Annotated in this window: 23 protein-coding genes and 1 pseudogene; 15 read left to right on the top strand and 9 right to left on the bottom strand. The window is 74.9% G+C overall.

Features of this window, described 5'->3' with window-relative positions; translation table 11 throughout:
* The first annotated feature begins 46 nt into the window (after positions 1 to 46).
* The 3 genes from hisG (at position 47) to QSK22_RS03910 (ending at position 2,128) form a co-directional block, all read left to right on the top strand.
* Positions 47 to 922 (top strand): ATP phosphoribosyltransferase, encoded by an 876-nt coding sequence (hisG, locus tag QSK22_RS03900; RefSeq protein ID WP_285492541.1) that lies wholly within the window; start codon positions 47 to 49, stop codon positions 920 to 922.
* Positions 912 to 1,361, top strand: coding sequence for a PH domain-containing protein (locus QSK22_RS03905; protein WP_352231409.1), 450 nt, complete (start codon positions 912 to 914; stop codon positions 1,359 to 1,361). The genes hisG and QSK22_RS03905 overlap by 11 nt, the downstream gene beginning before the upstream one ends.
* Before the next feature lie 155 nt (positions 1,362 to 1,516).
* Complete coding sequence (locus QSK22_RS03910) at positions 1,517 to 2,128, top strand: Uma2 family endonuclease (RefSeq protein ID WP_285492542.1); 612 nt, start codon at positions 1,517 to 1,519, stop codon at positions 2,126 to 2,128.
* 6 nt (positions 2,129 to 2,134) lie between these two features.
* Here QSK22_RS03910 and QSK22_RS03915 read toward each other — a convergent pair whose 3' ends face one another.
* The 3 genes from QSK22_RS03915 to QSK22_RS03925 all read right to left on the bottom strand — a co-directional run bounded on the left by QSK22_RS03915 (position 2,135) and on the right by QSK22_RS03925 (position 5,534).
* Positions 2,135 to 2,761, bottom strand: a complete 627-nt coding sequence (locus tag QSK22_RS03915; protein ID WP_285492543.1) for a hypothetical protein — start codon at positions 2,759 to 2,761, stop codon at positions 2,135 to 2,137.
* A 7-nt stretch (positions 2,762 to 2,768) separates the two neighbouring features.
* The gene (locus QSK22_RS03920) at positions 2,769 to 4,169 is read right to left on the bottom strand and encodes a selenium-binding protein SBP56-related protein (RefSeq protein ID WP_285492544.1); all 1,401 of its coding nucleotides are present in this window, start codon (positions 4,167 to 4,169) and stop codon (positions 2,769 to 2,771) included.
* Between the two features lie 63 nt (positions 4,170 to 4,232).
* Complete coding sequence (locus QSK22_RS03925; RefSeq protein WP_285492545.1) at positions 4,233 to 5,534, bottom strand: sulfite oxidase; 1,302 nt, start codon at positions 5,532 to 5,534, stop codon at positions 4,233 to 4,235.
* Between the two features lie 178 nt (positions 5,535 to 5,712).
* Between QSK22_RS03925 and QSK22_RS03930 the strand changes: the two genes are divergently transcribed.
* The 5 genes from QSK22_RS03930 to QSK22_RS03950 all read left to right on the top strand — a co-directional run bounded on the left by QSK22_RS03930 (position 5,713) and on the right by QSK22_RS03950 (position 10,020).
* Entirely contained in the window at positions 5,713 to 6,624 is a 912-nt protein-coding gene (locus QSK22_RS03930; protein WP_285492546.1) for an AAA family ATPase, read from the top strand.
* 5 nt (positions 6,625 to 6,629) lie between these two features.
* On the top strand, positions 6,630 to 7,766 hold the full coding sequence (locus QSK22_RS03935; RefSeq protein WP_285492547.1) for a vWA domain-containing protein: 1,137 nt from the start codon (positions 6,630 to 6,632) through the stop codon (positions 7,764 to 7,766).
* A complete protein-coding gene (locus QSK22_RS03940; RefSeq protein WP_285492548.1) occupies positions 7,759 to 8,877 on the top strand; it encodes an XdhC family protein in 1,119 nt (372 codons plus the stop codon). The genes QSK22_RS03935 and QSK22_RS03940 overlap by 8 nt, the downstream gene beginning before the upstream one ends.
* Positions 8,874 to 9,473, top strand: a complete 600-nt coding sequence (locus QSK22_RS03945; RefSeq protein ID WP_285492549.1) for a nucleotidyltransferase family protein — start codon at positions 8,874 to 8,876, stop codon at positions 9,471 to 9,473. Before QSK22_RS03940 ends, QSK22_RS03945 begins: the two co-directional genes overlap by 4 nt.
* 85 nt (positions 9,474 to 9,558) lie before the next feature.
* Positions 9,559 to 10,020: a nitroreductase family deazaflavin-dependent oxidoreductase gene (locus QSK22_RS03950; protein ID WP_285492550.1), complete on the top strand. Its 462-nt coding sequence runs from the start codon at positions 9,559 to 9,561 to the stop codon at positions 10,018 to 10,020.
* Here QSK22_RS03950 and QSK22_RS03955 read toward each other — a convergent pair.
* Genes QSK22_RS03955 through QSK22_RS03970 form a run of 4 tightly spaced genes read right to left on the bottom strand, consistent with a single transcriptional unit; the run spans position 10,017 to position 15,147 of the window.
* Positions 10,017 to 11,237, bottom strand: a complete 1,221-nt coding sequence (locus QSK22_RS03955) for a DUF6986 family protein (RefSeq protein WP_285492551.1) — start codon at positions 11,235 to 11,237, stop codon at positions 10,017 to 10,019. The two genes, QSK22_RS03950 and QSK22_RS03955, sit on opposite strands and share 4 nt — an antisense overlap.
* Positions 11,238 to 11,290: 53 nt before the next feature.
* Positions 11,291 to 12,715, bottom strand: coding sequence for a YlbE family protein (locus QSK22_RS03960; RefSeq protein WP_285492552.1), 1,425 nt, complete (start codon positions 12,713 to 12,715; stop codon positions 11,291 to 11,293).
* The gene (locus QSK22_RS03965) at positions 12,708 to 14,162 is read right to left on the bottom strand and encodes an AllF/FdrA family protein (RefSeq protein WP_285492553.1); all 1,455 of its coding nucleotides are present in this window, start codon (positions 14,160 to 14,162) and stop codon (positions 12,708 to 12,710) included. The genes QSK22_RS03960 and QSK22_RS03965 overlap by 8 nt, the downstream gene beginning before the upstream one ends.
* Before the next feature lie 25 nt (positions 14,163 to 14,187).
* Positions 14,188 to 15,147, bottom strand: coding sequence for an oxamate carbamoyltransferase subunit AllH family protein (locus QSK22_RS03970; RefSeq protein ID WP_285492554.1), 960 nt, complete (start codon positions 15,145 to 15,147; stop codon positions 14,188 to 14,190).
* A gap of 610 nt (positions 15,148 to 15,757) precedes the next feature.
* Between QSK22_RS03970 and QSK22_RS03975 the strand changes: the two genes are divergently transcribed.
* From QSK22_RS03975 to QSK22_RS03995, 4 genes and pseudogenes are all read left to right on the top strand, one after another.
* Positions 15,758 to 17,479, top strand: a complete 1,722-nt coding sequence (locus tag QSK22_RS03975; RefSeq protein ID WP_285492555.1) for a PucR family transcriptional regulator — start codon at positions 15,758 to 15,760, stop codon at positions 17,477 to 17,479.
* Positions 17,480 to 17,835: 356 nt separating this feature from the next.
* On the top strand, positions 17,836 to 19,329 hold the full coding sequence (locus QSK22_RS03980) for a uracil-xanthine permease family protein (RefSeq protein WP_285492556.1): 1,494 nt from the start codon (positions 17,836 to 17,838) through the stop codon (positions 19,327 to 19,329).
* 43 nt (positions 19,330 to 19,372) lie between these two features.
* Positions 19,373 to 19,999 carry an FAD binding domain-containing protein gene (locus QSK22_RS33660; protein ID WP_502872276.1) on the top strand — a complete coding sequence of 209 codons (627 nt, stop codon included), beginning with the start codon at positions 19,373 to 19,375 and terminating at the stop codon, positions 19,997 to 19,999.
* A pseudogene (locus QSK22_RS03995) lies at positions 19,999 to 20,232 on the top strand (2Fe-2S iron-sulfur cluster-binding protein); the annotation flags it as partial. The gene QSK22_RS33660 and the pseudogene QSK22_RS03995, both read left to right, overlap by 1 nt.
* A gap of 61 nt (positions 20,233 to 20,293) precedes the next feature.
* On the opposite strand, the gene QSK22_RS04000 reads toward QSK22_RS03995, so the two are convergent.
* Entirely contained in the window at positions 20,294 to 21,160 is an 867-nt protein-coding gene (locus QSK22_RS04000) for a polysaccharide deacetylase family protein (RefSeq protein ID WP_285492557.1), read from the bottom strand.
* Between the two features lie 277 nt (positions 21,161 to 21,437).
* On the opposite strand from QSK22_RS04000, the gene QSK22_RS33665 reads away from it, so the two are divergent.
* A complete protein-coding gene (locus QSK22_RS33665; RefSeq protein ID WP_352231413.1) occupies positions 21,438 to 21,851 on the top strand; it encodes an SRPBCC domain-containing protein in 414 nt (137 codons plus the stop codon).
* Here the strand turns inward: QSK22_RS33665 and QSK22_RS04005 are convergent.
* The gene (locus QSK22_RS04005) at positions 21,799 to 22,173 is read right to left on the bottom strand and encodes an FKBP-type peptidyl-prolyl cis-trans isomerase (RefSeq protein ID WP_285492558.1); all 375 of its coding nucleotides are present in this window, start codon (positions 22,171 to 22,173) and stop codon (positions 21,799 to 21,801) included. The genes QSK22_RS33665 and QSK22_RS04005 overlap by 53 nt on opposite strands.
* A 331-nt stretch (positions 22,174 to 22,504) precedes the next feature.
* Here QSK22_RS04005 and QSK22_RS04010 point away from each other — a divergent pair, with 331 nt between their 5' ends.
* Positions 22,505 to 23,959: an acyl-CoA synthetase gene (locus tag QSK22_RS04010; RefSeq protein ID WP_285492559.1), complete on the top strand. Its 1,455-nt coding sequence runs from the start codon at positions 22,505 to 22,507 to the stop codon at positions 23,957 to 23,959.
* The gene (gene codA, locus QSK22_RS04015) at positions 23,956 to 25,239 is read left to right on the top strand and encodes a cytosine deaminase (RefSeq protein WP_285492560.1); all 1,284 of its coding nucleotides are present in this window, start codon (positions 23,956 to 23,958) and stop codon (positions 25,237 to 25,239) included. Before QSK22_RS04010 ends, codA begins: the two co-directional genes overlap by 4 nt.
* Positions 25,240 to 25,265 lie beyond the last annotated feature (26 nt).

Below are 25,265 nucleotides of genomic sequence, written 5' to 3' on the forward strand. Positions count from 1 at the left end.
GACGTCCCCGGTTCCGTCGACCACATCCCGCTCGAAAGGTTTCAACGTGCTGTCTCTCGTCCTGCCCAAGGGGTCCCTGGAGAAGGCGACCATGGAGCTGTTCGACGCGGCCGACCTGACCGTCCGCCGCGCCTCCGAACGCGACTACCGCGCCTCCATCGACGACCCGCGCATCGACCGGGTGCGGGTGCTGCGCCCGCAGGAGATCCCGACCTACCTGGAACAGGGCCTGTTCGACCTCGGCATCACCGGCCGCGACTGGATCACCGAGACCGACGCCGACGTGGTGAGCCTGGGCCAGCTGCAGTACTCCAAGGCCACCTCCAACCCGGTCCGCGTGATCCTCGCGGTGCCCAACGACGCCCCCTGGCAGCAGGTGTCCGACCTGCCGGAGGGCGTGCGGATCTCCACCGAGTTCCCCGCGCTGACCCGGCGCTACCTCGACAAGCACGGCGTCAAGGCGACGGTCGTGCCGTCCTACGGCGCCACCGAGGCCAAGGTGCCCGACATCGTCGACGCGATCGTCGACCTCACCGAGACCGGCTCGTCGCTGCGCAAGAACGGGCTGCGCATCCTGGACACCCTGCTGACCAGCTACACCGAGCTGGTCGCCAACCGCGAGGCCTACGAGGACGAGGCCAAGCGCGCGGCCATGGAGGACATCTCCCTGCTGCTGCAGGGCGCCATCCGGGCCCGCGGCAACGTGCTGCTGAAGCTGAACGTCGGCAACGACCGGCTGCCCGCGGTACTGGACATCATGCCGTCGATGTCGGCGCCGACGGTCACCCCGCTGGCGGGCGGCGACCAGCACGCGGTGGAGAGCGTGGTCGCCAAGCGCGGCGTCAACACCCTCATCCCGGCGCTCAAGGCGGCCGGCGCCCGTGACATCCTCGAGATCCCGATCTCCAAGATTGTCGACTGAGGTTCCGCCGCTTCCGCTGGTGTGGCGCCCGCGCACCACGCGGATCGTGGCCTACGCGATGGCGGGCGTGATCGTGCTCGGCATGGTCGTGCTCGCCATCGTGGTGGCCCCCAGCTTCAAGCTCGTCGACCGGGTCCTGCTGGTGCTGTTCGGGCTGGCCGTGGCGTGGATCCTGCACATGCTGGCCCGCTGCCGCGTGGTCGCCGACGCCTCGGGCCTCACCGTGGTCAACGCCTTCCGCACCCGCCGCCTGGCCTGGGCCGAGGTGGTGGACGCGACGATGAACACCGGCGACCCGTGGCCCACCCTCGACCTGGCCGACGGCACCACCCTGGGCGCCATGGGCATCAACGCCACCGAGAAGGCCCGCGCCGCCCGCGACTTCGCCCAGCTCCAGGCCCTGCTGAAGACCCACGCCGAGGCCCCCGACCCGCAGTGACCCGCGCCCGCGCCGCGCTGCGGTGGCCGCTTCGCGCAGGACCGTCCCGCCCGCGCCGCGCAGGGACCTCGGGTACGCATGGTGACTAGGCTCGACTCTCCCTGTTCTGATGCGCGCGGCGAGGGAATTGAGCTTAACTAGGGAGGGTGAGTGCGATGCCTGCGGAAAGTGACGACGCGACTACGCTGTCGCTGCCGCAATGGGTGATCCCCCCGCCGGGGGGGTTCACCGCTGACGACTTCCTCAAGATGCGCGGCCTCCCCCGGCACACGGAGCTGATCGACGGGAGTCTCGTCTTCGTGAGCCCGCAAGAGAAATGGCACAGCCGGGTCATCAACCTTCTCGTCCAGGAACTCGACCGCCAAGCGCCCCCGGAGCTGCGCGCGGAGCGGGAGATGGCCGTCAAACTCGCCAAGCGCCAGGTCCCCGAGCCCGACGTGCTGGTCGTCACCGCCGAGGCCTATGCGCGGACGAACCCGAGCACGCACTACTTGCCTGAGGATGTCGTGCTGGCGATCGAGGCGGTGTCGCCCGACTCCGAGGACCGGGACCGCGACACCAAGCCGCGCAAGTACGCGGCGGGCGGCATCCGGCACTTCTGGCGGGTGGAGCAGCATGAAGAGGGCACCGTCGTGCACGTCTACGAGCGTGATCTGGATTCCGGCGGCTACGCCCTGACCGGCATCCACCATGACCGGCTGCGCCTGAAGGTGCCGTTCGACATCGACATCGACTTCACCGACGTCTGGAACCGCCGCAACGGGTGACGGGCGTCAGGCGGTCAGCAGGGTGGCGGTGCCGGCGGCCACCAGGGCCAGGGCCCAGATCTGGTCGAGGTTGAGCCAGGCGCGGCGCAGCACGGTCAGGCCGAGGAACTCGTAGACGGCGACGGCGACGGCGCCCGCGACGGCGAACATGGCCAGGGTGTGCACCCCGGTCACGAAGATCCCCGCCGACAGGGCGCCGCCGCCGTGCAGGCCGTGGTCGTGGCCTCCGGGCGCGGGCATGCCGGTCAGGACGGGCAGCAGCATCAGACCCGCGCCGTGCACCGAGGACATCAGGAACGACCAGCACGCCAGCTGCCACAGCGACAACCGCATGCCGACCCAGCGGAAGTGCCGCTGCGACAGCAGGCGCCACAGGCCGAACCCGACGAGCACGGCTCCGCCCACGATCGCGACCACCCGGGTGGTGGTCACCGAGCGGGTGAGCGACACCAGAACGGCGACCGCGCCGACGGAGGCGGCGTGCCCGGCGGCGATGGCGGGCAGCGACTGCAGCAGCAGTGCGCGGCTGCGTTCCTGCAGGCCGCGGGCGACCGCGAACAGCCAGCCCATCCCCGGGTTGAGGCCGTGAAAGGCGCCGAGTGCCACCAGCGCCGCCAGGGAGCCTTCGGTCATCTACGGGTCACGGGTAGCAGTAGGAGTCGGAGGACGCGTCGCCGCCCTGCAGGCGCGTCTGGTGGGGGCGCAGGCCGCGGAAGTCGTCGCCGTGCGGGAAGAACCGCTCGTCGAACGCGAAGCCGTCGGAGGTGGAGTCGAGTTTGGCCATCCAGGCGCCCACGCCGTCGGGGTAGAACTGGTCGTCCCAGGCCCCGTACAGGGAGTTGGTGACGTAGACGCGGCGGCCGTCGCGGCTGACTTCCACCATCTGCGGGCCTCCGGCCAGCGGCAGGTCGGGCGCGGCGGGGTGCGGGGTGCGGCGGACGATGCCGCCGATGCGCACCGAGCCGGCCTCCACCGGGTGGAACGGGTCGCTGACGTCGTAGCGCTTGAGCTCGCCGGTGCCCCAGCACGACACGTACAGCCACTTGTCGTCGACGGACAGGTCGATGTCGGTGACCAGCGGCGGGACGGCGCCGAACGGCTTGATCACCGGCGGGAGGTCGTCGGCGTCGGCCGGTTCTGCGGGGATGGTGATGACCTTGCGGGCGGCCCACCGGTCGCCGTCGCGGTGCCACAGCCACACCGAGGCCGACAGGTCCTCGACGCTGACCACGACCCCGGCGAACCCGTACAGCTTGGTCGGGTCGTGGGCGGGGCGCAGCTCCAGCACCATCTGGTGCTCGTCGCCCAGGTCGACCGTCTGCACGTGGGTGCGCTTGCGCAGATCCCAGAAGTGCAGGGCGTGGCCGTACTTGCGGCCGAGCAGCAGCTCGCCGACGACGCCGTCCTCCACCATGGACGGGGTGCCCCACTCGGAGGTGATCAGGACGTCGTGGGCGATGTGCCACCAGGCGTCGTAGGCCAGGTGCTGCGGGCCGCGGTCGACCTCCCAGCGGCCGAGCACCTCGAACGAGGTGTGGTCGAGCAGCGCGATGCCGCCGGGGCCGTCCGCCCCGTCGGCGCCGCCCAGGTTGGTCAGGTACAGGCCCTCGGGGCCGCAGTGGACGGTGTGGGGGCGGGAGTAGCCGGCGCGTGCGGCCAGCTCCTCCGGCTCCACGGTCTTGACGATGCCGGGCTTCTTGGGGTCGTCCTTGGTGTCCAGGATGTAGACGCGCGACGAGCGAAGCCCCGGCACGATCAGGTAGCGGCGTTCGACGTGGGGGTGCGGCGCGTAGGGGCACAGGGCGCTGCTGCACGCGTTCCAGCCGAAGTGGTGGAGCTCGTCGCCGAGATTGGGCAGTTCGGTCCAGCCGACCACGGAGCCGTAGGAGTCGGATGCGGGGTCCACGTCCAAGACGGCGATGGCGTCGGGCTTGGCCGCGGCCCGGTCGAACGCGGCGACGTAGGCCAGCGTCTCCGGGGGTGCTTTCACGGCCTCTCTGGGCGAGGCGTAGAAGGTGGGATCCGGCTTCCACAGTGCCATGGCATGCTCCTACCCAGTGTCAGTTCGGGGTCACGTCGGTGCGGTGCGGTGTGGCGGTGCCGGTCAGGTGACCGTCACGGGGTGGCGGACCACCGCCCCGAAGAGGTAGCCGAGGGTGTTGTAGGGGACGGTGGCGGGCTGGACGGCGCCCGTTTCGTCGGTGGCCCGCGCCAGCAGCTCGTAGCGGCCGGGACCGGGCGGACGCCAGGGCAGCTCCCACCGCACCCAGGCGCGCGCCGGGCCGGGGCCGTGCAGGCGGGCGTCCCGCCAGGTGGCGCCGCCGTCCAGGCTGACCTCCACCCGGCGCACGCGTCCGTTGCCCGACCAGGACCGGCCGTGCAGCACGTGGGTGCGGCCCCCGTCCATGGCGGCGTCCCAGGCCAGCTCGAACGCGCTCTTGACGTTCATGCGGGTGAGGGGCGCGCTGCCCTCCTCGGGGTAGTCGGGCCCGAACAGCCGGTAGTAGCGGGTGTTCCAGGGGGAGAACAGGGGCTCGTCGGCCACCTGGATGTCGCCCAGCCACTTGATGGAGGCGATGCCCACCCAGGACGGGACGACCAGCCGCACCGGGTAGCCGTGGTCGGGCGGCAGGGGCTTGCCGTTCATCTCGTAGGCCAGCAGCACGTCCTCGAGGGCCTTGGCGACGGGCAGGGGGCGGCGGACGCGGCCGAGGTTCTCGCCGCCGTCGGTGTAGTCGGGGTCCAGGCCGCGGGGGAGGATGTCCACGGCGCGTCGGGTCAGCCCGGCACGTTCCAGGACGGTGGCCAGCGGGACGCCTCGCCAGCGCGCCACGCCGATCGCGCCCAGCTTCCACGGGGTGCCGGACACCTGCTGCCCCTGCTGGGAGGTGAAGAAGCCGCGTCCGTTGCCCGTGCACTCGACGGACGCCGTCAGCGTCTCCGACCGCATGCCGAGCAGGTCCTCGTAGGTGAACTCCACGGGGCGGTCCTCGGTGGGGGAGCCGTGCAGGCCGGTGCCCCACAGCTTCAGCCGCCAGGTGCGCGCGTCGATCAGCGGCGTGGACACGTGGTTGCGGACGAAGAAGCGGTCGGCGGGGGTGAGCAGGCCCTGCCCGCGCATCGCCTCCCAGCGCATCTCGGCGTTGGAGCCGTGGACGATGAACAGCTCGGGAGGCAGCGGCTTGACGATGGGCCCGGCGGAGGCCTGCGCGGGCGCGGCCGCCGCCTGCGCCCGGGTGCCGGCGGCGGCCGTCCGGGGCAGGGCCGCGCCCAGCCCGAGGCCCGCCGCCCCCGCGCCGATGCGGAACACCGCCCGCCTGGAGAGCCTCCCGCCGAACCGCTCCCGCCACTGCGCCGCCCGCACCCGCTCGTAGACGGCCTCGTCCGTCAGATCCGCCCCGCTCATGTCCGGCTGCGTACCGTCAAGGTCCATACCGGCGATGCTGCTGAACCGGCGGCCGAAAGTCAACTTTCCCTACTTGATTGCCAAGAAATTCCCCTACTTGATTGCCAAGGAACAGTGCGGTGGTGAATCGGTGACAACTGCCGGTGAGAGACGGGTGTCCGGTGAGTAGCCTGGCAGCGTGTGGGAGCCCGCGGCCGCCGCCGAGACCCGATCGCCCGCCGAGCTGGCCGACCTGCTGGACCGGCACGGCTACCTGTGCGACGAGGGCCTGGCCACCGCCTGCTTCCTGGCGCTGCGGATGCGGCGGCCGCTGTTTTTGGAGGGCGAGGCCGGGGTCGGCAAGACCGAACTGGCCAAGACGCTCGCCGCGGTGCTGGACGCGCCGCTGATCCGGCTGCAGTGTTACGAGGGGCTGGACGCCGCCCAGGCCCTCTACGACTGGGACTTCCCCCGCCAGCTGCTGCACCTGCGGGCCGCCGAGGCCGCCGGGGTCACCGACGTCGCCCGGCTGGAGGGCGAACTGTACGACCGGCGGTTCCTGGTCGCCCGGCCGCTGCTGCGCGCCCTGGAGACGGTGCCCAGCGTGCTGCTGGTCGACGAGATCGACCGGGCCGACGACGAGTTCGAGGCGTTCCTGCTGGAGGTGCTGAGCGACTTCGCCATCTCGGTGCCCGAACTCGGCACGATCCGCGCCGAGCGGCCCCCGGTCGTGGTGGTCACCTCCAACCGCACCCGCGAGGTGCACGACGCGCTCAAACGCCGCTGCCTGTACCACTGGCTGGAGCACCCCTCCTACGACCGGGAGGTGGCGATCATCCGGCGCCGGCTGCCCGCCGCGTCCGAGCGGCTGGCCGGGCAGGTCGCCGCCGCAGCCCAGCGGCTGCGCGCCCAGGACCTGCTCAAACCGCCCGGCGTCGCGGAGACCCTGGACTGGACCGAGGCGCTCGTCGCGCTCGGCGTCCGCGACCTGGACCCCGACGTGGCGGCGGTGACGCTCGGCACCGTCCTGAAGTACCGCGAGGACCAGGAGCGCGTGCGCGGCCACGGCCTGGCCGCCCTGGTCGGCGGCGGCCCGCCCGGGAGGACGTGACGGCGATGGGCGCGACGCGGGACGTCACCGACACGATCGTCGGGTTCGCGCGCACGCTGCGCGCCGCGGGCGTCGGCGCCGACCCCGAACGCGTCCACGCCATGCTCGCCGCGCTCGACCACCTCGACGTCCTCGACCCCGCCGACGTGTACTGGGCGGGGCGCCTGACGCTGTGCGCCGACCCCGACGACCTGCCCCGCTACGACCGCTGCTTCGCCGCCTACTTCTCCGGGCGGACGGCGCGCCCCGGCCGCCGCCCGCCGCCCCCGGTGGCGGTGCACCGCACCGCCGCCGAGCCCGCCGCCGGCCCCGGCGACGCCGCCGAACCGGCCGCCGCCGCGCTCGCCGCCGCCGGCGACGCCGAGGTGCTGCGGCACCGCGACGTGGCCCGGCTCGGGCCCGCCGAACGCGCCGAGATCAACCGGCTGATCGCGGCGCTGGACGCCGCGTCCGCGCGGCGCCGGTCGCGCCGGTACCGGCCCGCCCCCGCCGGACGGCTCGACCCGGCCCGCACCGTCCGCGACGTGCTGCGCCGCGGCGGGGAGATCTCGCTGCTGCGGCACCGCGCCCACCGCACCCGGCGCCGCCGCGTGGTGCTGCTGGTCGACGTCAGCGGGTCGATGCGTCCGTACGCCGACGCGCTGCTGCGGTTCGCGCACGCAGCGGCCCGCTCGGGCGGCCGGACGGTGGAGGTGTTCAGCGTCGGCACCCGGCTCACCCGGCTCACCCGCGAACTGCGGCACCGCGACCCCGACACGGCGATGGCCGCGGTGTCGGCGGCGATCCCCGACTGGAGCGGCGGCACCCGGCTCGGCGCGGAGCTCAAGGAGTTCCTCGACCGGTTCGGACAGCGCGGCATGGCGCGCGGCGCCGTGGTGGTCATCGCCTCCGACGGCTGGGAGCGCGGCGACGCCGCGCTGCTCGGCGAGCAGATGCGCCGCCTGGCGCGGCTGGCGCACCGCGTGGTGTGGGCCAACCCGCACAAGGCCCGCCCCGGGTACGAGCCCCTCACCGCGGGCATGGCCGCGGCCCTGCCGCACATCGACGACTTCACCTCCGGGCACAGTCTCGGCGCGCTGGAGGAACTCGCCCGCCTGGTCGGGATGCCCGGCGGACGGCACAGGGGAGGTGCCCATGCGTGACGTGCTCGGTGACATCGCGTCCTGGTACGCGGCGGGCGAGACGTTCGGGCTGGCGACCGTGGTGAACACCTTCCGCAGCGCGCCCCGCCCGCCCGGCGCGGCCATGGCGGTGTCGGCGTCGGGCGAGGTGGTCGGCAGCGTGTCCGGCGGGTGCGTCGAGGGCGCGGTGTACGACCTGGCGCAGTCGGTGATCGCGTCCGGGGAGCCGGTCGTGCAGCGCTACGGCGTCAGCGACGACGACGCGTTCGCCGTCGGCCTGACCTGCGGCGGCATCCTGGACGTGCTGGTCGAGCCGGTCGGCCCGGCCACCTTCCCCGAGTTCGGCCGGGTCGCCGCCTCGATCGAGGCGCGCGAGCCGGTGGCGGTCGCCACCGTGGTGGGCGGGCCGGGGCGGCTCGGCGCCCGCCGGGTGATCTGGCCGGACCGCGCGTCCGGCAGCCTGGCGCCCGGCGAGCCGCACGCGGCCCGGCTCGACTCCGCCGTGGACGACGACGCCCGCGGCATGCTCGCCCAGGGCCTGACCGGGCAGCGGCACTACGGCCCCGAGGGGGAGCGGCGCCGGGACGAGCTGTCGGTGTTCGTGCAGTCGTTCGCGCCGCCGCCGCGCCTGCTGGTGTTCGGCGCGATCGACTTCGCCGCCGCCGTCGCCCGCCTCGGCAAGTTCCTCGGCTACCACGTGACCGTGTGCGACGCCCGCCCGGTGTTCGCCACGTCCAAGCGGTTCCCCGAGGCCGACGAGGTCGTGGTGAAGTGGCCGCACAAGTACCTGGAGGAGACCGAGGTGGACGAGCGCACCGCGATCTGCGTGCTCACCCACGACCCCAAGTTCGACGTGCCGCTGCTGCAGGTCGCGCTGCGCACCCCCGCCGGGTACGTGGGCGCCATGGGGTCCCGCCGCACCCACGCCGACCGGGAGCGGCGGCTGCGCGAGGCCGGGCTGACCGACGCCGAGCTGTCGCGGCTGCGCTCGCCCATCGGCCTGGACCTGGGCGCCCGCACCCCCGAGGAGACGGCCGTGTCGATCGCCGCGGAGCTCATCCAGCTGCGCTGGGGCGGTTCGGGCCGCCCGCTCAGCAGCACGTCCGGCCGCATCCACGGCGACGCCCGATGACGGCGGCCCGCGGCGACGCCCCCGCCGGGCTGCTGCTGGCGGCCGGCGCGGGCCGGCGGCTCGGCCGTCCCAAGGCGCTGGTGGAGGTGGCGGGCGAGCGGCTCGTCGACCGGGGCGTGCGGGTGCTGCTCGAGGGCGGCTGCGCCCCGGTGCTCGTGGTGACCGGTGCGGCGCCCGTGGAGGCGGCCGGGGCGGTCGCCGTGCCGAATCCCGGCTGGCGCACCGGCATGGGGTCGTCGCTGCGGGCCGGGCTCGCGGCGCTGCCGCCGGACGCGCCCGCCGTCGTCGTCGCGCTGGTCGACCAGCCGCGCGTCGGCGCCGCCGCCGTGCGCCGGCTGGTGGAGGCCTACCGGGCCGGCGCCCGCGTCGCCGTGGCCACCTACGGCGGGGCGCCGCGCAACCCCGTGCTCATCGCCCGCGAGCACTTCGCCGACGCCGCCGCGGCCGCCGTCGGGGACAGGGGCGCCCGCGCGTTCCTGCGTGCCCGTCCGGACCTGGTCACCCCCGTCGCCTGCGACGACGTCGCCGCTCCCGACGACATCGACACCCCGGCCGATTTGGCCGCATTCCTCCGCCGGCCCGGGGGCGCCCGCTGACGCCCGCACCGCATGTCCCGTTGACTGCCCTGATCGTTTCGGGTCGGATGGACCGCACTGGTCAGGCCGTCCGGTGGAGGTCGTCATGCCCAAACCCCGTCCCGCACATCTCGACAGCCCCGCGTTCACCAGGATCATGAAGGCCGTCAGCGCGGTGCACGTGGCGGCCTACCAGCTGTCGGGCGGTCGGATCGGCGGCCGCTTCCCGCGGTCGGGCGCGCCGGTGTGCCTGCTGACCACGATCGGCCGCCGCAGCCGCACCCACCGCACCAAGCCGCTGCTGTACCTGCAGGACGGCGACCGCGTGGTGATCGTCGCGTCGGTGGGCGGCCACCCCCGCCACCCCGCCTGGTACCACAACCTGACCGCCAACCCGAACGTGCTGGTGCAGATCGGGCCGGATCGGCGGCCCATGCGCGCCCGCACCGCCGACGCGGCCGAACGCGAGGAGCTGTGGCCCCGGCTGGTCGCCCTGTATTCCGACTACGCCGACTACCAGTCCTGGACCGACCGCGAGATCCCCGTGGTGATCTGCGAGCCGGTCTAGTCCCGCCCCGGCAGGACGCTCTCGTCCAGGGCGCCGCAGTCGACGGCGCGGCGCAGCCGGGCGGTCAGCGCCCTGATGGTGGCGGGCTCGTCGAGGACGCCGTCGCCCTTGCCCGCGGCCTGCTCGTGCCAGGCCCGGACCCGGCCGATCACCTCGTCCACCCCGTCCAGGTGGAAGGCGTACACGGCGGCGTAGCGGCTCGGCAGGTGCGCCGGGTGCATGTCCCAGCCCTGGTAGAAGCCGTGCCGCAGGGAGTGCCGGACGTGCGCGGCGTGCACCGCCCAGGTGCGGTTGACCTCGTCGGGGCCGTCGTTGCGCGGGATGACGTTGGTGGACCCGTCCGACAGCCGCACCCCGGTGCCCGCCAGCGACACCTGCATGGCGTGCCGGGCGAAGTCGCAGGCCGGGTGGTCCAGGCGCTGCTCGGCGGGAGGCAGCCCGCACGCCGCGGTGTAGTCGAACACGCCGAAGTGCGCGGCGGTCAGCCGCCCGGCCGCGGCCTCGACGATGGCGCGCAGCCCGAACCGGCCCTGGTGGTCGATGATCGCCTCGGTGGTCTCCACCTGCACCTCGAAGCGCAGGATCCCGGCGGGCAGCCCGAGCGCCGCCTCCAGCCGCTCCAGGTACTCCACGAAGATCGACACGTGCTCGGCCATCACCACCTTGGGGAAGGTGATGGTGAACCCGCCGGGCAGCCGGCCGAGCCGGTCGCGCAGCGCGGTCAGGAACCCGTCCAGGGTCCGCATCGCGCGCACGTGGCCGCCGTCGGCGAACGACTTGATCCGCAGCCCCCAGTAGTGGGGCAGCGTGCGCGCCTGGTACGCGGCGGCGACGGCCTCGACCACCTGGCCGATGTGGGCGTCCTCCTCGGCGTCGTCGCGCACGCCGTAGCCGTCCTCGAAGTCGACGCGCACGTCCTCGATCGGCTCTGCGGCCAGCTTGGCCGCCACCCGCTCGCGCACCGTCCCGGCGATCTCCGGGTCGATGCCGAACGCGGTGCCGAACGACCCCGCGCCGGGCGTGTGCGTGTTCAGCAGCCGCAGCGCCTCGGCGCCGAAGTCGCCGGGCGTGGACGGGGAGAACTGGTCGGCGGGGACGTAGACGGTGTGCACCGGCTGGCGGCCGGACGCCGGGCCGGGGAAGTGGCGGTCGTGCTCGGCGCGCACGGCGTCGACACGGGCGGACAGGTCGTCGATCGATGCAACGCTGAGATTCACCCCGCCATGATCCCGCAAGATGCCCCCCGAATGCGCGCCGGGCGGCACGGCGGTCACGCCGGACCCCGCGGCACGGCGGCGGCCAGGGCCGCCAGGGCGTCGGCGAAGACCCCGGCGGGCGGCGCCACCAGGCCGGCCCCGACCTGCCCGGTACCCGGCTCCCGCCCGGCGATGCCCGTGTCGATCAACGGCAGGATCCCGGTGCGCACCACCCGGGTCACGTCCACGCCCGCCGGGGTGCCGCGGAACGACAGCAGCGGGATCTGCAGCACCGGATGCTCGGCCAGCGTGATCTCGTACATCCGGCGGGTGGCGGCCACCGCGTCCGGCACCTGTCCGCCGACGAACCGGACGATCGCCGGCGCGGCGGCCAGCGCGAACCCGCCCATCCCGGCGGTCTCGGTGATGGCCGAGTCGCCGATGTCGGGGTTGGCGTCGGCCGGGCCGTAGGAGCCGAGATACAGCCCGTCGGGCATCTGCGCGGGGCCGGTGAACCACCGGTCGCCCGTGCCCGACACCTGGATGCCGAAGTCGGTGCCGTTGCGGGCCATCGCCACCACCAGCGTGGACCCCGGGACGCCGCGGGCGGCGTCGGCGGCGGCCTTGGCGGCGGCCATGGCGGCGTTCAGAAAGAAGTGGTCGTTGCCCGCCACGAACCGGAACACCTCGGCGACGTGCGCGCGCGGCGCGTCGGCGGCGACCAGGTCGGCGCCGAGCTCGCGCACCAGCAGGGCCGTGGCGGCGCGGTTGCGGTTGTGCAGCTCGTCGCCCATCTGCAGAGCCTGCGCGATCAGCCCGACCAGGTCGATCGGGCCGTGGCGGCGCACCGCGTCGCGCAGCAGCGGGCCGAGGACCGCGCCCATCCAGCGCAGCCGCTCCAGCACCTCGGGCCCGTACGCCCCGTACCGCAGCACCTTGCCCAAGCCCTCGTTGAGCGAGCAGCAGGCGGTGCCGCCGTGCTCGTCGTCCTGGACCACCAGCATCCACATCGACGGGCTCACCACGCCCGCCATCGGCCCGACGGCGCCGTGGTGGTGGCACGGCTCCAGGGTCGCCGCGCCCCGCGCGAGGGCCCGCTCGGCCTCCTCGGGGGTGCCGGCGAGCCCTTCCAGCACCATGGCGCCCATGAGCGCGCCGCGCATCGGGCCGGACGCGCGGTCCCACTCCAGGGGCGGGCCCGCGTGCAGGAACACGCCCGGCTCCAGGCCCAGCACCTCCGAAGCCGGACGCACGTCCACCAGGTGCGGCCGCGCCGACAGCATGCGCCCCACGGCGCGGGCGTTGGCGTCGGCCCGGCGCGGGTCGCCGAGCACGGCGTTCAGCGCGGGCAGCGACTCCTCCGGCGCCGGCCGCCAGTCGACCTCCTCCACCGGCACCGCCTGCTGGGCCAGCGCCTCGGCCAGCACGCCGACGCCCGCGGCGACGACGCGCGGCTCGCGGGTCAGCAGCCCGCCCAGCCGGGGCCGCGCGTCACTCATCCGGGACTCCTTCCCCGAGCCCGCGCAGCAGGCCGACGGCGTGGCGGGCGGCCTCGGCGTTGGAGGCGAACACCGACGCCCCCGCCTCCCGAAGCGCCGCGACCTGCCGGTCGCGGCCCTGCGGGTCGCCGGGCGTGCCGCACAGCGACACCACCACGGCCAGGTCGGCGCGGTCGGCGCGGGCCGCCGCCAGCGCCGGGGCAAGCGCGGCGGCCGGGTCGGGCTCGGCGCCGTAGCCGAGCACCACGTCCAGCAGCAGCACCCCGCAGGCGGGGTCGGCGGCGTGCTCGGCGACGGCCGCCAGCCGCAGCGTCGGATCGATCATGGGGTGGGCGCGTCCGCGCGTGTAGGCGTCGTCGCCGAAGTCCAGCAGCGCGTGCCCGGCGGCGGGCGGCAGCGACTCGCGGACGATCGCCTCGGCCTCGTCGCGCAGCGTGCCGCCGACGAACAGGCCGCGCAGCGCCCGGCCGGGCGGCACCGGCGGCTGCGGCGCGGGCCAGCGCGGCCAGCGCGGCACCGGGCGGCCGAGCGCGGCCAGGGCCCGCTCCACCGCCGCCGTCAGGTCGTCCTCGCCCGGGGCGGGCAGCGCGAACACCACCGGGGTGTCCAGGCGGCGCGCCGCCTCGCGGATCAGCCCGGCCACCCGCGGGGCGGGCGGCTTGGACACCACGACGATCAGCTCGGTGGCCGCATCGTCGTCCAGCGCGGCCAGCGCCGCCAGCGCCGAACGCCCGCTGACCTGCGGCGACAGGTCGCGTCCGCCCACGCCGAGCACATGGCTGACGCCCACGCCCGCCGCGTCCAGCAGGCACATCACCTGCTGGGCGCCGGTGCCGGACGCGGCCACCACGCCGACCGGGCCGGGCCGCACCGCGTTGGCGAACCCCAGGCCCGCGCCGCCGACCACGGCGGTGCCGCAGTCGGGGCCCATGACGATCAGGCCGCGCCGCGCCGCCGCCTCCTTGAGCGCGATCTCCTGCTCGACCGGCACGTTGTCGCTGAAGACCATGACGTTGAGCCCGGCGTCCAGGGCGTCCATGGCCTCGGCGAACACCTGCGGGCCGGGCACCGACAGCAGCGCCAGCCCGGCGCCGGTCCGCCGCGCGGCCGCGGCGGCCGTCCGCGCGGGCTCCTGCGCGCCGAAGGCGCCGGTCTCGGCCGGGCGGCGCAGCAGCTCGTCGAGCGCGCGGAAGGCGTCGTCCAGGGCGCGGCCGGGCGCGCCGCGGGCGGTGCGGACCGCCACCACCAGGTCGTTCGGACCGGCGTCGGCGGGCACCGCGAACCCCATCCGGCCGAACATCTCGCGGTTGAGGTCGGTGCCCATCGCGGCCATCGCCTCGGCCACATCCGGCCGCTCGGCCAGGCTGCGGCTGACCCGCATCAGCGTCACCGAGTCGTGGTAGGCGCCGCGCCGCACCTCGACCCGAGTGGTGCCCGTCGTGCTCATGGCGCCCCCGATCGCGATGCGTCGCTCATGCAGAGGCCCGGTGGGGCGCCGCGGCCGACGCGGCCAGCGCCAGCACGGCGCGGCAGCCCGCGCGCACGCCCCAGGCCAGGTCGGCGCCGGAGGTGTGCCCGGCGGCCAGCAGCCGCCGCACGGCCGGGCGGGGCGCCTCGCGGCCCGCGACGGCGCGCAGCACGGCGGCCACGTCGGCCCCGGCGGAGCCGGCCGCGGCGCAGTGCAGCAGCGTCGCGGCCAGCGCCGTGGTGCGGGTGCCGGCGTCGGCGGTGACCGCGGCGCCGAGCCACCCGGCCAGCCACACGGCCCGTTCGCCGCCCCGCACGGCCCCGCCGACCAGCCGCAGCGACACCAGCAGGCCGGCCAGGACGTCGTCGCCGCTGGGCGTCAGCCCGGGGCCCAGGCCCACGATCCGCTCGGCGGCCTCGACGGCCCCGGCCAGGTCGCCCGCGGCGCAGGCGGCGGCCAGGGTCTCGGGGTCGGGATGCCCGGCCAGCCCGAAACCCGCGGCGGCGTCGGCCTCGTCGAGGGCGTCCTCCAGGACCCGCACGCCGCGGGCCGCGCCGGCCGGGGTGAGCGGGCCGAGCGCGGGCACCGCGTCCCACCAGCGGCGGGCCCGCACGTACAGCCCGTCGGTCTCGACCAGGCCGTCGCCCACCCACGCCTCGGCGCCCTCGCGGACGGCGCGGAAGGGCCGTTGGCGCCGGGTCGCGGCCAGCACCAGCGCGTTGGGCAGCCGGACGGCGTCGGAGCAGACCACCGCGAGCACGCGGGGTTCGGGGGCCGGGCCGGCGCCGGTCCGCGGCTCGACGCGCATCTCCAGGTAGACGGCGGAGGGGAAGGCGGCGATCACGCGTGCCGGGCGGCGCGGCGCCTCCAGCAGCGGGCGCAGGGGAAGACCCGCGGCGGCGGGGACCGGGGGTCGCCCGGTGAGCGTGCGCAGCGGGATCGGGTCACGCAGGACGATGGTCACGAATCCTCCCGAGGCCGGTGCCGCCGGGCGCGTGTCGTCGGCGGTCGCTCGGACCCGACCTCAGGCAGGACCGTAGACCGGGCCCGCCACCGGACGTATGGTGAATCCTGCCAAGGATGGTCAGGGTCCTTGGAGGTTGTTGTCAGGGTTGATCGCATACCGGTAGCGATCGGGGCATCTTGCGCGATGTAAGCAGCAAAAGCGAGGTGACCGTTCCCTTGAGCGAGCTTTGGTGAGCACCTCACGCAGGCAGCCCCGACCCGCCGGGACCGCCCGAACGGCTCCGGCGGCCTTAGCGCTGCCCCGCCGCCATGCGACCGGCCCTGCGTCCGGCCAGGTGACCGGCCCTGCGACCGGTCGTCCGCCCTTCTGTTCGACCGGGCGCGCGTCCGGGCGCGCCGCCGGGCGGGCGACCGCCCTGGGCCTGCGCGACCGGCCGCCGACCGGGCCGCACGATCCGGCAGGTGCGTCACCGCCGTGCCGCGCATGCGAAGTGACGTCCCGGGGGAACACGGCCCCGGGACCGCCGGGCCAGCCCCCACCCGGGCCGCGCCCGTAGACAGTCGGCGCCCGAAAACCTCGGCGCCCGTTCACGGTTGGGAGCGAAGTGATGTCACTCAATGCGGACCCGGGCCCGCCCGCGCTGCGGCTGGCGAGCACCGGCACGCTGACCTACGGCCTGCCCGTCGGCGAGGTGCTGGGCGTGTCCAGCCTCGCCGGGGCGCGGCTCATCGCGGGCCGCTCGGGGCTCGACCGGGTGGTGCAGCGGCTCAACGTCATGGAGGTGCCCGACGTCCTGGCCTGGGTCAAGCCGAACGAACTGCTGCTGACCACCGGGTACCCGCTGCGCAACACCCCGCAGTCGCTGGACAACCTGGTGGCCGACCTCGACGAGCGCGGCCTGGCCGCACTGGCGATCAAGCTGGGCCGGTACCTGGACGCGCTGCCCGCCGAGATGATCGAGCAGGCCGACCGGCGCGGCTTCCCGCTCATCCTGCTGCCCAACGACGTGGGCTTCGACGACATCCTCAACCAGGTGCTCACCGACATCCTCAACCGGCAGGCGGCCGTGCTGGCCCGCACCGAGGAGGTGCACCGGGCGCTGGTCCAGATCGTGCTGTGCGGCGGCGGCCTGCAGGAGGTCGTCGACGAGGTCGCCACGCTGCTGGACGTCGCCGTCGTGGTGCTGGACGGAGACCAGAAGGTGCTCGCCGGATCCGGCCCCGACGAGCACATCCAGGCGATGCGGGCGTTCGACGTGCTGTCGGGGCGCCCCGGGGTGTGCGTCAACGGCGGGGGCGACCACCTGGTGGTGCCCGTGGTGGCCGGGGGCTTCGACCACGGCCGGATCATCGCCTACAGCCCCGCGGGCACGCTGCGCGAGACCGACCTCGGCATCCTGGAGCGGGCCGCCACCGTGGCCGCGCTGGTGGTGACCAAGCAGCAGGCCGTCGCCGCCGTGGAGAGCAAGTACCGCGCCGACTACCTGCGCGACATCCTGTCCGGCCGGGCCGGCGAGGACGACCGGGTGATCGCGCACTGCGCCGGGTTCGGCTGGGACCTGGACCGCCCGGTCATGGTGGTCGTCGCCGAGCTGGACGGCCGCACCCGCCCGGCCGACGGACCGAACGGCCACAGCGCCCTGGGCGGCGATGCGGCGCGCGGCGGCCGCAGCGCCGACGAGCGGGTCGCCCAGGAGCGGCTGGCCGCCGCCTGGAGCACCGCGGTGCGGCGGCACGACCGGGGCGCCGCGGTCGCCAGTTTCGCCCACGAGGTCGTCGCGGTGATCGGAACGGCGGACGGCGACGAGCCGCCGCTGTCCAGTGGACCGGTCCAGGCGATGCTCAAGGAGGCCACCGCGATCTTCGCCGAGCACCTGTCCGGCAAGCGGACGTTCTCCACCGGCATCAGCCGCACGGTCACCTCGCCGTCCGCGCTGCCCGAGGCCTACGACCAGGCCGTCAAGGCGGTGCGGGTGGGCCGGCAGCTGCACGGCGACGGCGCCCGCGCGCACTTCGACCAGCTGGGCGTCTACCGGCTGCTCAGCCTGGTGTCCGACCCGCAGGAGCTGCACGCCTTCGTCCGGGAGACCCTCGGCGAGCTGGCCGGCGACGACGAGCCGGAGCTGGTCGACCTGCGCCGCACCCTGCAGGTGCTGCTGGAGACCAACCTCAACGTCGCCGAGACGGCCCGGCGCCTGCACTTCCACTACAACACGCTGCGGTACCGCATCGGCAAGCTGGAACGGATGCTCGGCCCGTTCACCGAGGACGCCCATCTCCGCCTCAACCTCACCCTGGCCCTGCACGTGCTGCGCATGCGCGGCATCTGACGCTCCCCGTGCGACGACCTCCCCCGACCAGGCCACACAGACTCCCCACCGGCTCCCGACGCTCCCGGACCCGCCAAGCACCGACCCGCCGAACCTCCGAACCCCCGCCGACTTTCCGTCCTCCCAACCCCTTTCACCTAGGTATGTCGGGGTCTGTCGCGTCGCGCCCGGATTAGTAACACATCGGTGATATAGGCCATACTCCCCACCCAACGGCGGGTGGCGGCTTCGGCACGTGTCGCCGATGCCCTCCCACCTGCCTGGATCTAGCTTGCCCGCAAGGCCGTAAAGCGGCCGTGAAGCGGGGGACGGAGCCGTGGACGCGCCGCGGCCGCGGCGGCACGAGGGAGGCGGGGATGGGCATCGGCTGGAAGGTGCACGGCGACGGCGGGACGCCGCCGCCCGGCGAGGTCGTCGCACCGGACGAGCGGCTGTCGTGGCCGCGCACGGCCGGCATCGGCGCCCAGCACGTCGTGGCGATGTTCGGCGCGACGTTCGTGTTCCCGCTGGTGATGGGGCTCGACCCCAACCTCGCGGTGATGATGTCGGGCGTCGCCACCATCCTGTTCCTGCTGATCGTCCAGGGGAGGGTGCCCAGCTACCTGGGCACCAGCGCCTCGTTCGTGGGCGGGGTGTTCGCCATCCGGGCGGGCGCCGACACCGCGCAGAGCGACGCCCGGGTGACCGGCGCGATCCTGGTCGCCGGGGGCGTGCTGGCCGCGTGCGGCGTGCTCATCCACCTGCTCGGCCCGCGGCTCATCCACCGGGTGTTCCCGCCCGTGGTCACCGGCGCGGTGGTCATGCTCATCGGGTTCGGGCTGGCGTTCGTGGTGGCCGACACCTACTGGCCGCAGGACCACTGGGTCGCGCTGACCACCATGGCGTTCGTGTTCCTGGCCATGGTGGTGTTCCGCGGATTCGTCGGCCGCGTCGCCGTGCTGGTCGGCCTGGTCTTCGGGTACGCGCTGTCGTGGGTGCTCGACCGGGTCGCCGGGCCCGTCACGTCCGTGCTGCCCGGGCAGAACCTGCGCGACGCGGCGGGCCGCGCCTGCGCGCCCGAGGGCCCGTACTGCGTGGCGACCGCGTTCCCCCACGACCGGGTGAGCTTCGACGGCGTCCGGCAGGCCGACTGGTTCGGGCTGCCGCACATGCACGCCCCCGACGTCAAGCTGTCGGCGGTCCTGCTGGTGCTGCCCGCCGTCATCGCGTTGATCGCCGAGAACACGGGGCATGTCAAGGCCGTGGGGGAGATGACCCGTACCGACCTCGACCCGCTGATCGGCCGGGCGGTGTTCGCCGACGGCGTCGGCACCATGGTCGCCACCTCGGTGGGCGGCTCGCCGACGACCACCTACGCCGAGAACATCGGCGTCATGGCCGCCACCCGGATCTACTCGACGGCCGCGTACTACATCGCGGCGGTCATCGCGATCGCGTTCGGGCTGTGCCCCAAGTTCGGCGCGCTGGTGGCCGCCACGCCCGGCGGCGTGCTCGGCGGCGTCACCGTGATCCTCTACGGGATGATCGGGCTGCTCGGCGCCAAGATCTGGATCGAGAACCGGGTGGACTTCGCCGACCCGGTGAACATGGTGCCGGTCGGCGCGGGCATCATCCTGGCGATCGGCCCCGTGGCACACGAGATCAACGACGACTTCACGCTGGAGGGCATCGCCTTCGGCACCATCGTCGTGCTGGCGGGCCACCACCTGCTGCGCGCCATCTCCGACCGGCTCGGCGGCCCCGCCGCGGCCCCGGCGGGCGGCGCGCCCGCATCCGGCGCGGCCCCCTGCGCCGGCCCGCCGGCCGGGACGGCCGAGGCGGCGCCCGCGGGAGGCGACGCCGCGCCGTGAAGCCGCCGCCGTCGCGGCCGTCCAGCCGCTGCTGCCCGCCGCGCTGCGGCACGTCGCGCACCCGGCGATCCGCAACCGCGGCACGGTCGTCGGCAGCCTGGCGCACGCCGACCCGGCCGCCGAACTGCCCGCCGTGCCGGCCGTGCTGGACGGCACGGTCGAGGCGGTGTCCGCCGCCGGGCGCCGCACCATCCGCGCCGCCGACTTCTTCGCCGGTCCGCTGGGGAGCACCCTGCGCGCAGGGGAACTGGCCGGTTCGGCGTTCTTCCTCGCGCTGCCGCCCCGCACCGGCGCAGCGTTCGCCGAGACGTCCCGGCGGCACGGCGACTGCGCCCTCGCCGGTGTCGCCGCCGTGGTCGGCCTGGACGAGGACCTGCGGGTCAGCGCCGCCCGCGCCGGATACCTGGGCGTGGCCGCCGTCCCGCTCGTGCTCGACCTGACCCGCCGGGCCCGGCAGGCGCAGGCCGGCCGCCCGCCCGGTGACGCCGACTGGTCGGGCGTGGCCGGGTTCGTCCGCGAGCGCCTCGACCCCGACGGCGACATCCACGCCGGCGCCGACTACCGGCGGCACCTGGCGGGCGTGCTCACCGAACGCGCGCTGCGCGCTGCCGCGGCCGACGCGCTGGGCCGCGCCCGCACGTCCGCGATCGACGACGAGGCGGGGTGGTGATGGAGGAGACCCACGACGTCGAGCTGACCGTCAACGGGGTGCACCGCACGGCCCGGGCGCCCGCCCGCCGCCTGCTGTCCGACCTGCTGCGGCACGACCTCGGCCTGACCGGCACGCACGTCGGCTGCGAGCACGGCGTATGCGGGCGCCGCACGGTGCTGCTGGACGGCGAGCCGGTGCGCTCGCCGCCGCGGTCGAGGACGCCGAGGGCATCCGCGTCCACCGCATGCCGCTGTCCCCCGACGACCTCCACCGCCTGCGCCTGCGCCCCGAGGCCGCCGGACAGACCGCGGCTCACTGCCGCTCGGGCGACTGCTCGGGCGATGCGGAGGCGTCCGGGGCGTTGCCGCCCAGCGAGCGCGGCAGGTAGTTCTCCACGGCGGCGGGGCGGTAGCCCTGCTGCCGGATCCAGCCGAGGATCGTCTCGAACTGCTTGGCCAGGCCCTTGCGGTAGTGCATGAGGATGATGTCGCCCGGCTTGAAGCCCTTGCCGCCGTCGGCGCGGGCGAACCCGTCGTAGCCGACACCGGGGCCGGTGGTGCCGTTGTAGTACTCGGCCGACCACAGCAGCAGCGCCTTGATGCCGCACTGTTTGGCGACCTCGCGCGTGGTCTTGTTGTAGCTGCCGAACGGCGGGCGGAAGATCTCCGGCCGGCGGCCGTACTGCCGGGCGATGGTCTGGGACGCCTCGCAGATCTCCCTGCGCTGCGCCTCGGGGCCGAGCGTGCGCATGTCGGGGTGGGAGATGGTGTGGTTCTCCATCCGCGACCCGGCGTTGCGCAGCGCCCAGAAGTACTGGCCGTGCCCGTCGACGTACCGGGTGGTCAGGAACGTCATGATCGGCACCTTGCGGGTGCGCACCAGCCGGACGAACTCCGCGTCGTACTCGTAGCCGTCGTCGATGGTGAGGAAGACCACCTTGTCGTTGGTGGTGATGTGGTCGATGACGGGCGGCAGTCCGTCGGGGGCCGGCTGCGGCGGCGTCCACGACCCTGGCCGGGGGGCGGGCCACTGCTGGTCGGCCACCACGGCGGCGAGCTGGTTGCGCATGGACGGGCCTGGGTCGCCGCCCGCCGCGGCGCGCACCGTCGGCCACGTCCCCGCGGCCACGCCAAGCACACCGGCCGCCACCGTGGCGGCCACGGGCAGTTTCCCTCGCATCAGGCGCGTTCTCCCGTTCACCTCGGGCCGACGTCGAAGTGTGTCGCGCGACGATCGGCGATCATCGCTTGGGTGGACGCTTGGACACCCGTTGAGGTTCGCGTTCCCCGCGGGGGAGCCGAGTCACACGACGGCACACATATGATCATGCCCTGTTCACGCGCGGGCCGATTCTGCCCAAACAGCCGCGCCCGCTCGGCAGGAGTTGCCGTTCGGCCGGGCGCGGGCCTTCCTTAGGGTCGGTTCATGAAGGTGATGGGGACCGCTCGGGGCGCCGCTGCCGCGCGTCTGGGAGGCGCTGCGGGCTCCGCAGGTGCCGGCCCGCACCATCCCGGGCTGCCGCTCGCTGGAGGCGGCCGGCGAGGACGTCTACGCGATGACCGTCTCGGCCGGCGTCGCCTCTGTCCGGGGCACCTATGCCGGCCGGGTGGAGCTGACCGATCCCGACCCGCCCCGGGCGTTCACGCCGCGGGCGCGCGGGCATGCGCCAGCGGCGGGCCCGGTGCCCCAACCGGTGCCTCAGCCGGTGGCGCCGGGGCCGATGCTCGCGGCGTTTCTGGCGGGCGGCGCGGTCGCCCTGGCCGGTGTCGCGGCCGGACTAGCGGCGGCCCGCCGGGGCGCGCCGCCGCCGCGCCGGGTTACTTCACGTCGACCAGGTCGACCACGAAGATCAGGGTCTCGCCGGGCTTGATCGCCGGGCTGGGGCTGTGGCTGCCGTAGGCCAGGTGCGGCGGGATCACCAGCTTGCGGCGCCCGCCGACCCGCATGCCCTGGATGCCCATGTCCCAGCCCTTGATGACGCGGCCGGTGCCGAGGGTGAAGTCGAGGGTCTCCCCGCGGTTCCAGGACGCGTCGAACTCCTCGCCGGTGGAGAACGCGACGCCGACGTAGTGCATCGACACCTGCGAGCCCTTGACGGCCTCCGGGCCGTCCCCGACCACGATGTCGGTGATGTCGAGGAACGCGGGCGGCTCGCCCTCGGGGAAGTCGATCTCGGGCCGTTCCAGGGCCATGCAGGGCTCCAGGGGTGTCGTCGGAAGCGCACGCGGGGACCGCTTGCGCCCCCGTGCTCGGTCGCCGTTCAGCGTAGCGGGGTGCGCCCACCCGCCCGAACACCGCGCGGCAAGGTCGCCGAAGATCGGGCGTTCCCATTGGCAGTTTCCGACGTCTCGGCGCCGCGGCCGAGGCGCTGCGGGCGCGGCCCGCGCACCGGGCGCGGACCCGCGCCGTTCTTCGACCGCGGCCCCGGCTTCCCCCGGCTGTCGGGCGGCCGCCCCACGCCGGCGTCGATCTTCCCGACGGGCATACTGCCTGAGACGCATCCGACGGACCGAAGGGGGAGCGATGGACCTGCTCGGCGACCCGGCGGGGCACGCGGGGGACGCGCCCGACGCGGTCCGGGTGGACGGCCGGAGCCTGTCCCGGGCCGAGCTGTTCGCCCGCGCGGCGGCGGTGGCGGCCGAGATCGGCGGCGCCGAGGCCGTCGCGGTGCACGCCACCGCCACCGTCGAGACCGTCGTCGCCGTGGTCGGCGGGATCCTGGCGGGCGTGCCCGTCGTGCCGCTGCCGCCCGACTCGGGCCCGGCCGAACGCGACCACATCCTCGGCGACTCGGGGGCGCGGCTGCTGCTGGCCGCCCGCGGCGCCTGGGACCCGGCCGCCGGCGGCCCGCCCCTCGTCCCCGTGGACGACCTGCCGTCCGCGTCGTCCGCGCCGGCGCCGCAGCCGCCGCCCGGCGACGCGACCGCGCTCATCCTCTACACCAGCGGCACCACCGGCGCGCCCAAGGGCGTGCTGATCTCCCGGGCCGCGATCGCCGCCGGACTGGACGCGCTGGCCGAGGCGTGGGACTGGACGGCCGGCGACGTGCTCGTCCACGGCCTTCCCCTGTTCCACGTGCACGGCCTGATCCTCGGCGTGCTGGGCGCGCTGCGGACCGGGTCGCCGCTGGTGCACACGGGCCGCCCCCGCCCCGCCGCCTACGCCGCCGCGGCCGAACGGCACGGCGGGTCGCTGTTCTTCGGGGTCCCCACGGTGTGGTCGCGGGTGTGCGACGACCCGGCGTCCGCCCGCGCCCTGCGCGGCGCGCGGCTGCTGGTGTCGGGCAGCGCCGCGCTGCCGGTGCCGGTGTTCGACCGGCTGGCCGAGCTGACCGGGCACCGGCCGGTCGAGCGGTACGGCATGACCGAGACGCTCATCACGGTCTCCGCCCGCGCCGGCGGCGACCGGCGTCCCGGCCACGTCGGCACCCCGCTGCCGGGCGTGCGGACGCGGCTGGCGGCCGAGGACGGGTCCCCCGTCCCCTGCGACGGGGAGACGCCCGGGGAACTGCAGGTGCGGGCGCCCATGCTGTTCAGCGGCTACCTGGGCCGCCCCGAGGCCACGGCCGCCGCGTACACGCCCGACGGCTGGTTCCGCACCGGCGACATCGCCGCGATCGGACCGGACGGCTGGCACCGCATCGTCGGCCGGGCGTCCACCGACCTGATCAAGAGCGGCGGGTACCGGATCGGCGCGGGCGAGGTGGAGAACGCGCTGCTGGCGCATCCGGCGGTGCGGGAGGCGGCGGTGGTCGGCACCCCGCACGCCGACCTCGGCGAGCAGGTCACCGCCTACGTCGTCGCCGACGGCGCGACCGGCCCGGAGCTGATCGACTTCGTGGCCGAGCGGCTGTCGGCGCACAAGCGGCCCCGCGTCGTGCACCTGGTCGGGTCGCTGCCGCGCAACGCCATGGGCAAGGTCGTCAAGACCCGCCTGGCCGAGATGTCCACGAAGACGGCTTCCACGGAGAAGGCGTGAAACTGCTGTGCAACGCCCGCCTGCACGGGCGCGAGGGCGCCTTCGACATCGAGATCGACGGCGACCGGTTCGGCCGCGTCCTGCCCGCCGGGCAGGGCTCGGGCGAGGAGTGGATCGACGCCGCGGGCGGCCTGGTCTCGCCGCCGTTCGTCGAACCCCACGTCCACCTCGACACCACCCTCACCGCCGGGGAGCCGCGCTGGAACGCCTCCGGCTCGCTGTGGGAGGGCATCGCGGTGTGGAGCGAGCGCAAGCGCGCCCTCACCCGCGACGACGTGGTCTCGCGCGCCACCGAGGTGCTGCGCTGGTACGCGGCCAACGGCGTGCTGCACGTGCGCAGCCACGTCGACGTCACCGACCCCGGGCTGGTCGCCCTGGACGCGATGCTGGAGGTCCGCGACCGCGTCCGCGACGTGGTGGACCTGCAGCTCGTCGCGTTCCCGCAGGAGGGGATCCGCTCGTTCGACGGCGGCGCCGACCTGCTGGCGGAGGCGGCCCGGCGCGGCGTGGACGCGGTCGGCGCGATCCCGCACTTCGAGGACACCCGCGAGGACGGGGTGCGCTCCCTGGAGACCGCCTTCGAGATCGCCGCCGAGCACGGGCTGATGCTGGACGCGCACTGCGACGAGATCGACGACGAGCAGTCGCGGTTCGTGGAGGTGCTGGCGACCCTCGCCCGCCGCACCGGCCTGCGCGGCCGCGCCACCGCCTCGCACACCACCGCGATGGGCTCCTACAACGGCGCCTACTCCTACAAGCTGCAGCGCATCCTGGCCCGCGCGGGCGTCAACCTGGTGTCCAACCCGCTGGCGAACCTGTGCCTGCAGGGACGGTTCGACGGCTATCCCAAACGCCGCGGCCTCACCCAGGTCAAGGAGATGCTCGGCGCCGGGGTGAACGTGGCGTTCGGCCACGACGACGTGATGGACCCCTGGTTCCCGCTCGGCACCGCCTCGCTGCTGCAGGTCGCCCTCGTCGGCGTCGCCGCCGCGCAGCTCACCGGCCCCGCCGAGATCGACGAGGCGTTCGCCATGGTCACCGAACGCGCCGCCCGGGTGCTGGGCCTCGGCGACCGCTACGGCGTCGCCGAGGGCCGTCCGGCCAGCTTCGTCGTGCTGCCCGCCGCGTCCCGCTTCGACGCGGTCCGCCGCCAGACCCGGCCCACCCACGTGGTGTCCCGCGGCCGGCTGATCGCCGAGACGCCCGCCACGCCCACCCGCCTCACCTGGCCCGGGGAGGAGCCCCGCGACATCGACTTCGTCCGCGACCGCGACCGGTGACGGGCCACCCGGGGAGGTGGGGCTGT

Origin of the sequence: Actinomadura sp. NBRC 104425 (assembly GCF_030269545.1) — a bacterium.
Classification (GTDB): Bacteria; Actinomycetota; Actinomycetes; order Streptosporangiales; family Streptosporangiaceae; genus Spirillospora; species Spirillospora keratinilytica.

Coding starts and splice junctions, on each gene's coding strand:
- QSK22_RS03910 (WP_285492542.1), top strand. CDS start 1,517: ATGCCTGCGGAAAGTGACGACGCGACTACGCTGTCGCTGCCGCAATGG.
- QSK22_RS03915 (WP_285492543.1), bottom strand. CDS start 2,761: ATGACCGAAGGCTCCCTGGCGGCGCTGGTGGCACTCGGCGCCTTTCAC.
- QSK22_RS03920 (WP_285492544.1), bottom strand. CDS start 4,169: ATGGCACTGTGGAAGCCGGATCCCACCTTCTACGCCTCGCCCAGAGAG.
- QSK22_RS03925 (WP_285492545.1), bottom strand. CDS start 5,534: ATGAGCGGGGCGGATCTGACGGACGAGGCCGTCTACGAGCGGGTGCGG.
- QSK22_RS03935 (WP_285492547.1), top strand. CDS start 6,630: ATGGGCGCGACGCGGGACGTCACCGACACGATCGTCGGGTTCGCGCGC.
- QSK22_RS03940 (WP_285492548.1), top strand. CDS start 7,759: ATGCGTGACGTGCTCGGTGACATCGCGTCCTGGTACGCGGCGGGCGAG.
- QSK22_RS03945 (WP_285492549.1), top strand. CDS start 8,874: ATGACGGCGGCCCGCGGCGACGCCCCCGCCGGGCTGCTGCTGGCGGCC.
- QSK22_RS03950 (WP_285492550.1), top strand. CDS start 9,559: ATGCCCAAACCCCGTCCCGCACATCTCGACAGCCCCGCGTTCACCAGG.
- QSK22_RS03960 (WP_285492552.1), bottom strand. CDS start 12,715: ATGAGTGACGCGCGGCCCCGGCTGGGCGGGCTGCTGACCCGCGAGCCG.
- QSK22_RS03965 (WP_285492553.1), bottom strand. CDS start 14,162: ATGAGCACGACGGGCACCACTCGGGTCGAGGTGCGGCGCGGCGCCTAC.
- QSK22_RS03975 (WP_285492555.1), top strand. CDS start 15,758: ATGTCACTCAATGCGGACCCGGGCCCGCCCGCGCTGCGGCTGGCGAGC.
- QSK22_RS03980 (WP_285492556.1), top strand. CDS start 17,836: ATGGGCATCGGCTGGAAGGTGCACGGCGACGGCGGGACGCCGCCGCCC.
- QSK22_RS04000 (WP_285492557.1), bottom strand. CDS start 21,160: ATGCGAGGGAAACTGCCCGTGGCCGCCACGGTGGCGGCCGGTGTGCTT.
- QSK22_RS04005 (WP_285492558.1), bottom strand. CDS start 22,173: ATGGCCCTGGAACGGCCCGAGATCGACTTCCCCGAGGGCGAGCCGCCC.
- QSK22_RS04010 (WP_285492559.1), top strand. CDS start 22,505: ATGGACCTGCTCGGCGACCCGGCGGGGCACGCGGGGGACGCGCCCGAC.